Source organism: Vibrio sp. 10N.222.49.C9 (genome assembly GCF_041474985.1).
Taxonomy (GTDB): Bacteria; Pseudomonadota; Gammaproteobacteria; order Enterobacterales; family Vibrionaceae; genus Vibrio; species Vibrio crassostreae_C.
Genome location: NZ_JBFRVD010001537.1, coordinates 1 through 385 on the forward strand (window position 1 = coordinate 1; position 385 = coordinate 385).

Below are 385 nucleotides of genomic sequence, written 5' to 3' on the forward strand. Positions count from 1 at the left end.
CTTGTTGGATTGTGCTTTCCAATTCAAAATCAGGTTCCGTCGGCGTAAACGCAATACTAGCCACATCTAAAGTGTACTCCAGAGGATCCCCACCACCATCGTGTGCAAGACCACCATTGGCTGAAGTCATAGTTACCTTAAAACCATCCTCTGTATTACAGTATGCACTTACATTGCCAATAACCAAACTTGACACATCTAGACCGTTATTAAATACATCAATGTCATTATCTGTTACTTCTAGTTCACACTCACAAGGTACATAACCTGTAATTTCTAGCGGTAAATCCACTTCACAAATAACCGAAGAAGTAGGGTTATCATCATCCCCTCCCTGACACATGCGCTTTTTAGAACGCTTGCCAGCATCTGCGTCCGGAATAAC

At 42.3% G+C, this 385-nt stretch carries 1 protein-coding gene; it reads right to left on the reverse strand.

The features are described 5' to 3' along the window. Positions 1–385 (reverse strand): hypothetical protein (locus AB4585_RS29135; RefSeq protein ID WP_372172294.1); only part of this gene is annotated, 385 nt, incomplete at both ends.